The sequence below is a fragment of the Nonomuraea rhizosphaerae genome, from assembly GCF_019396405.1.
GTDB lineage: Bacteria > Actinomycetota > Actinomycetes > Streptosporangiales > Streptosporangiaceae > Nonomuraea > Nonomuraea rhizosphaerae.
Window position 1 is genome coordinate 1 of sequence record NZ_JAHKRL010000430.1, and the last position, 6,781, is coordinate 6,781.

Below are 6,781 nucleotides of genomic sequence, written 5' to 3' on the forward strand. Positions count from 1 at the left end.
AGCGTCCGGGCAGCCCGGCGTCCGGCGCGTTCCCGGCCTTCGGCGCCAACACCGACCCGCTCGAGGCCACCTGGACCAACCCGCAGATCGTGCCGACGGCGTCGGGCTCGTGGCCCGCCATGCAGCAGCACGACATCCTCGACGACCCGGCTCCGGCCGCTCCCACGAGCGGTTCGTGGCCCGCGTTCGACCCGCAGCCCGCCCCGGCTCCCGCTCCTCCGCGCAACGGCTACCCGGCCTCGTACGAGGTGCGCGCCGGCTGGGCCGTGGCCGACGACTCCGACCCGCTGACCGGCCCCTCGCCGGCCGCGGGCACGCCCACGGTGCCGGCCCGCAAGGTGTCGGCCTACGACGACGTGCTGTCGGCCCCGGCACCGCAGCCCGGGGGCTTCGGCGCGTACGAGACGGGCGACATCACGACCCTGCCGCCGGGTGTCGCGGCGAGCTTCGGCGCGTACGAGACCGGCGACATCACCACCCTGCCCCCGGACCAGATCGGGGCCGCCTGGCCGGCGCCTCCGGGGGGCGGCAACGCCTGGCCCGGATACGGCGGCGGCACGCCCGACACGGGCTCCAGGACGGGCGGGCACCGGCGTTCCACGCCCGAGCAGGACTTCCCCGACTACTACCGCTGAGCCACCCGTGAGGGCCGCCCCTGGCGGCCACTCATGGTTGCGTAAAACCCGTTGCCGACCCCTAAGGCCCCGCCCCGCGGGGCAATAGGGTTTGCCGCATGATCGGCGACACCCAGAGTCGCGTGCTGAGCACGCTCAGGTACGACGTGCCTGCCTCGCTCGTGGTCTTCCTCATCGCGGTGCCCCTCTCGCTGGGCATCGCGATGGCCTCGGGCGCCCCCTTCGCCGCCGGACTGATAGCCGCCATGGTGGGCGGCATCGTGGCGGGCGCGCTCGGCGGCTCCGCCGTACAGGTGAGCGGCCCGGCCGCCGGCCTGTCCCTGGTCGTCGTGGACATCGTGCAGACGTACGGCTGGCGCGCCACCTGCATGATCACGCTGCTGGCCGGGCTGGTGCAGCTCCTGCTCGGGGTGTTCAGGGCGGCCAGGGCGGCGCTCGCGGTGTCGCCGGCGGTCATCCACGGCATGCTCGCGGGCGTCGGCGTGGTCATCGCGCTCTCCCAGCTGCACGTGGTGCTGGGCGGCGAGCCGCAGCGCTCGGCCCTGGCCAACATCGTCGAGCTGCCCGCGCAGCTCGCCGCGATGCAGGGCCACACGGTGGCGGTGGGCCTGCTCACGATCGCGGTGCTGGCGCTGTGGATGCGCCTGCCCAGGCGGGTCAGGGCCGTGCCGGCGCCGCTGGCCGCGCTGCTGGTGGCCGGGGTGACCGCGTGGGCGTTCGACTGGGAGGTCACCCGCGTCGACCTGTCGGACATCGTCACCGAGTGGGCCTTCCCCGTCCTGCCGCACGGCGACTGGCACCGGATCGTGCTGTCGGTGCTGCTGGTGGCGCTGCTGGCCGGGACGGAGTCGCTGCTGTGCTCGGTGGCCGTCGACGGCATGCACGACGGCCGGCGCGCCGACCTGGACCAGGAGCTGACCGGGCAGGGCGTGGCGAACATGGTCACCGGAGCGCTCGGCGGGCTGCCGGTGGCGGGCGTGATCGTGCGCAGCACGGCGAACGCGCAGGCGGGCGCGCGCACCCGGATGTCGGCGGTCCTGCACGGGGTGTGGGTGGTGGTGTTCGCGCTCGGGTTCGGCTGGACGATCAAGCTGATCCCGATGGAGGCGCTGGCCGCGCTGCTGGTGTTCATCGGCGTGCAGATGATCAACCTCGGCCATGTCAGGAAGGTGCACGGCCACGGCGAGGTGCCGGTCTACCTGGTGACGATGGCGGGCGTGCTCGTGCTGGGGCTGGCCGAGGGCGTGGTGGCCGGGCTGGCGCTGGCCGCGCTGCTGGCGCTGCGGCGGCTGACCTGGGTCACCGTCGGGACGCGGGTGGAGCAGGACGGGCGCTTCCACGCGACGATCTCCGGCTCGCTGACGTTCCTGGGCGTGCCCCGGCTCACCCACGAGCTGCGCTCCATCCCGACCGGCGCGGCCGTGGACCTCGACCTGAACATCGACTTCATGGACAACGCCGCCTTCGAGGCGATCCACTCCTGGCGGCAGGACCACGAGCGGCTCGGCGGCAGCGTGGACATCGACGAGCTGCACGACGAGTGGTACACGATGGCGGCGGGCGGGTCCCGCTTCTCCCGGGCCAAGACGCCGCCGCGCGGCGAGGACCGGTGGTGGCTGCCGTGGGCCTACCGCCGTCGCCGCCCGGTCCGCGACGACCTGGCCCCTGAGTCCCTCCTCTCGGAGAGCCCGGCCCCTCAGAGCCCTGCCCCTCAGAGCCCTGTCCCCCAGCCCTCTCCTCCCCAGGCTTCCGCCCAGCAGGTCCCGCCTCGGCCGGCCGGGGCGGAGTGCCAGCTGGCGGTCGGCGCGCGCGAGTACCACCGGCGCACGGCCCCCCTCGTCCGGCCGATCTTCACCGAGCTGGCCCGCAAGCAGCAGCCCACGCACCTGTTCATCACCTGCGCCGACTCGCGGGTGATCCCGAGCCTGATCACCGCGAGCGGCCCCGGCGACCTGTTCACGGTGCGCAACATCGGCAACCTGGTGCCCCGCAGGGGGACCGAGCCGCACGACGACTCGGTCCTGGCCGCCATCGAGTACGCGACGCAGGTCCTGGGCGTGCACACGATCACGGTGTGCGGGCACTCGGGCTGCGGCGCGATGGGCGGCCTGCTCAGCGGCGGCGTCAAGGCGGGCAGCATGCCCGGCCTGCGGCGCTGGCTGCGGCACGGCTACCACAGCCTGGCGACGTTCATCGAGACGGCGGACGGGCCGCTGGACGGCAGGGCGCTGGACCGGCTGTGCCGGGTCAACGTGCAGCAGCAGCTGGAGAACCTGCGCACCCACCGCAAGGTGGACGAGCAGGTGCGCGCCGGGCGGCTGGAGCTGGTCGGGCTCTACTTCGACATCGGCTCGGCGAGGGTGCACATGCTGCCGGCCCTGCCGTCGGGCGTGCCGGTGACGACCTAGCCTGTCCCCATGAGAGTACTGGTCATCGGCGGGACGAGGTTCCTGGGCCGGGCCGCCGTGGAGGCGGCGCTGGCCCGTGGGCACCAGGTCACAACGTTCAACAGAGGGCAGAGCGGGCCGGACCTCCACGGCGTGGAGGCCATCAGGGGCGACCGCGAGGACGCCGCGGACCTCGCGCGACTGGTGGACGGCCAGACGTGGGACGTGGTCGTCGACCCGTCCGGCTACGTGCCGCGCGTCGTCGGCGCGGCGGCGCGGGCGCTGACCGGGCACGCCGGGACGTACGCCTTCATCTCCTCCGTCTCCGCCATCGACGGCTTCCCCGCCAAGCCCGTGACGGACGAGTCCGGCCTGTGGGAGTGCCCGCCGGACGCCGGGCCCGGCGACGGTGACTACGGCGTGCTCAAGGCGGGCTGTGAGCGGGCCGTGGAGCAGGAGTTCGGCGGCAGCGCGCTGATCATCCAGCCCGGCCTGATCCTCGGCCCCCACGAGAACGTCGGCAGGCTGCCCTGGTGGCTCAGCCGGATCTCGCGGGGCGGCCAGGTCCTGGCCCCCGGCGACCCGGCCACGCCGATGCAGCTCGTGGACGCCCGCGACATCGCCACGTTCACCCTGGACCAGGCCGAGCGCGGGGTGGCCGACCGGTTCGCGGTCACCGGCCCGGCCGGGAACACCACGTACGGCGAGTGGCTGGAACTGTGCAAGGAGGCGACCGGCTCGGACGCGGAGCTCGTCTGGGTGGACAGCCAGTTCCTGGTGGACCACGAGGTGGGCACGTGGGTGGAGCTCCCGCTGTGGGGCGGGACGGACGCGGAGGTCACCGCGAACTTCTGGGCCGTGCCCACGGCCAAGGCCGAGGCGGCGGGGCTGCGGTCACGGCCGGTCGCGGAGACCGTGCGGGACACGTGGCGCTGGCTGCGCGACATACCCGAGCAGGAGCGCTCGTACGGGGCGAAGGCGACGCACGGCATCGCGCCCGAGAAGGAGGCCGCGGTGCTGGCCGCCTGGGCGGCCCGCGACCGCTGAGACGGCGGGACGGAGGCCGGTGGACCCTGGTGGGCCGGTGGGCTGTTGTGAGTATTCCTGCGCAGACCGGGCGGCGGGCGGCGATTAGCGTCGGTTGTGTCGCGCCGGGTCGTTCCTTGGTCCCCCACCCTGACCTAGCGCGACACAACCGGTCCTGACTCCCAGGGGCCGGAGGGGCGGAGGCATCGGCACCTCCGCCCCTCGCCGGCGCCCCGCCCGTCGGACCTGCCCGCCAGACGGGCTCGTCAGACCTGCCCGCCAGACCTGCTCGTCAGGCTTGTTCGCGCAGGTGGCGGGCGGTGGCCAGGGCGGCGCGCGTCTGGATGGCGGCTATCGTGCCCAGCGGGTCGGCCGGCCGCACCACCTCCGCCTCCGCCTCCGCGCAGAGCCGCCGCAGCCGCTCCCGCACGCTCTCCAGGGCGGGCAGCCGGTTGCCCGCCGCGGCCTCGGCCGCCAGCAGGCGGACGAACATGGCGGTGGCCCGCAGCGGCAGCCGCCGCACGGTGTCGTTGACGCCTCCCGCCTCCGACACCGAGACGGTCCTGGCGGCGTCCTCCCACCCGACGGCCTGCTCCAGGGTGTCGATCAGGAGCTGGGCGACGGTGAGCGTGTCGTCCACGGCCGCGTGGAAGGGGGTGTCGGCCGCGCACCGGGCGCGGATGCCGGCGCGCAGCCGGGCCAGCGGCTCGATCTCCTCGCGCAGCCGTACCGCGGCCGTCTTGGCCAGGTGCCCGAAGGAGAACCCGGACCCCGACGGGTCGTCACAGCCCGGGGTGGTCCACAGGGGCACCTCGGCGATCAGCGTGAACGTCCCGTACCGGTCGGCGTAGTGCCAGCTCGAAGCGCCGTGCGTGCGCCGCGTGCGCGCGTCCCCGCCGGTCTCGACGAAGTAGACGTGCTCGGCGTGCGGCAGCAGCGTGACGCCCGGCCCGGCCACCTCGTAGCCGACCGTGTCGATGGGCCCCAGGTCCAGCGGCACGCCCCGGGCGGCGGCGATCGCGCCCAGCTCGGCCGCCAGCCCCGGCACGTCGCGGGTGAGCTGGAAGTACGCCCCGCCGAAGTCGGCGTGGTGCAGCGAGAACATGAACGCCGGCCGCAACTCGTCGATCACCCCCATCAGCGCCAGCGTCTCCGGCAGCGGCCGGTCGAACCCCCTGGCGGGGAACGTCCACTCCGGCTGGTGCCTCATGGACGGGCGGTAGAAGTGGCGGTGGTAGTGGCTGACCGTGTACGGGCCGGCGTACCAGCCCTCGTTCAGCCGGGCGCCGTCGGGATCGACGCACGCGATGAAGTGCCAGGTGAACCCCTGCCTCTCCGCGGCGTCCGCGCACAGCCTCTCGGCCAGGCGCAGCACGGTCAGGAAGCCGGCCGGCTCGTTGGCGTGGGGGCCGCCGAACACCAGGGCGTGCTCCTGCCCGTCCCCGATGGAGACGAGCTCCAGCGGCTCGCCCCGCCGTGATACGCCGATCAGGCGCTTCCTGCAGATCGTCGGGAACCGCTCGCACAGCTCCCCTAACAACGCGGTCATGTCGTCGATGGTCGGAATCACGCGCATGGGGGCAGCTTCTCAAGCGGCTGCCACGCCGTCACGACTGCACTTAACGTTGCCCTGTGATTACCTTGAGCAATGCCGGACGTGGAGTTCAAGATCCTTGGCACGTTCGAGGTGCTGTTCGACGGTGTCCCCCGGGCCGTTCCGGCGGCCAAGCTCCGGGTTCTGCTCGCGTCCCTGCTCGTCGACGCCAACCAGGTCGTGCCGTTCGAGACGCTGACGGAGCGGCTGTGGGGTGAGCGCCCGCCCGACGGGGCCCGCAACACGTTGCAGAACTACGTGCTGCGCGTGCGCCGCCTGCTCGGCGCGGGCCTCGTCCTCACCCGGCCGCACGGCTACCTGATCGAGCTGGCCGACGGCGCGCTCGACCTGCACCGCTTCGACCTGCTCGTACGCCGTGCCGGGACGGCCGCCACCGCCGACGCCCTGGTGCGCGCCCGCGACCTGCTGGCCGAGGCGCTGCGGCTGTGGCGCGGCCGGGCCCTGTCGGACGTCCCTTCCGACGTGCTGCGCCGCGACGTCGTGCCCGCCCTGGAGGAGCGCCGCCTGGAGGCGCTGCGCCTGCGGATCGAGCACGACCTGGCGCTGGGCGGGCACGCCGACGTGCTCGGCGAGCTGGCCGCGCTGACGGCCGCCCACCCGCTGCGGGAGCGGTTCTGGGCGCAGCGGATGCTCGCGCTCCACCGCGCGGACCGGCGCGGCGAGAGCCTGGAGTGCTACCGGACCGTCACCGGGCTGCTGGCGGCCGAGCTCGGCGTCGATCCCGGCCAGGAGCTGCGCACGCTGCACCACCGGCTGCTGACCGCCGATCCCGCGCTCGCCTCCGCCGGAGGCTACGACCGCGGCCCCCTTCCCACCGGGAACCTGCCCGCGGAGGTGACGACGTTCGTGGGGCGCGAGCGCCAGCTCGCCGAGCTGCGGCGGCTGCTGGGCACGGCCCGGCTGGTCACGCTCACGGGGGTGGGCGGGGTGGGCAAGACCCGGCTGGCCCTGCGCGCAGCCGCGGCAGCCGCGGCATCACCGGCGGCATCACCGGCGGCATCGGCGGCCTTGCCGGTCCCCTCGGCGGCGGGAGCGGCCGGTGGGGCGTCGTTCCCGCACGGCGTGTGGCTCGCCGACCTCGGCCCGCTGGCCGAGCCCGCCCTGCTGACCAGGACGGT

Annotated in this window: 4 protein-coding genes and 1 pseudogene; 4 read left to right on the top strand and 1 reads right to left on the bottom strand. The window is 74.3% G+C overall.

All coding sequences use genetic code 11. The features are described from left to right. The 3 genes and pseudogenes from KME77_RS22120 to KME77_RS22130 all read left to right on the top strand — a co-directional run. Positions 1 to 635: pseudogene (locus KME77_RS22120) on the top strand (hypothetical protein); the annotation flags it as partial. Positions 636 to 733: 98 nt separating this feature from the next. Beyond that, positions 734 to 3,043 carry a SulP family inorganic anion transporter gene (locus KME77_RS22125; RefSeq protein ID WP_219470786.1) on the top strand — a complete coding sequence of 770 codons (2,310 nt, stop codon included), beginning with the start codon at positions 734 to 736 and terminating at the stop codon, positions 3,041 to 3,043. Between the two features lie 9 nt (positions 3,044 to 3,052). Further along, the gene (locus KME77_RS22130) at positions 3,053 to 4,069 is read left to right on the top strand and encodes an NAD-dependent epimerase/dehydratase family protein (RefSeq protein WP_219470787.1); all 1,017 of its coding nucleotides are present in this window, start codon (positions 3,053 to 3,055) and stop codon (positions 4,067 to 4,069) included. A 271-nt stretch (positions 4,070 to 4,340) separates the two neighbouring features. Here KME77_RS22130 and KME77_RS22135 read toward each other — a convergent pair whose 3' ends face one another. Further along, entirely contained in the window at positions 4,341 to 5,624 is a 1,284-nt protein-coding gene (locus KME77_RS22135; protein WP_219470789.1) for a M14 family zinc carboxypeptidase, read from the bottom strand. A gap of 72 nt (positions 5,625 to 5,696) precedes the next feature. Here KME77_RS22135 and KME77_RS22140 point away from each other — a divergent pair. Continuing rightward, positions 5,697 to 6,781: AfsR/SARP family transcriptional regulator (locus KME77_RS22140; RefSeq protein ID WP_219470792.1), on the top strand; the 1,085-nt coding region annotated here is incomplete at its 3' end.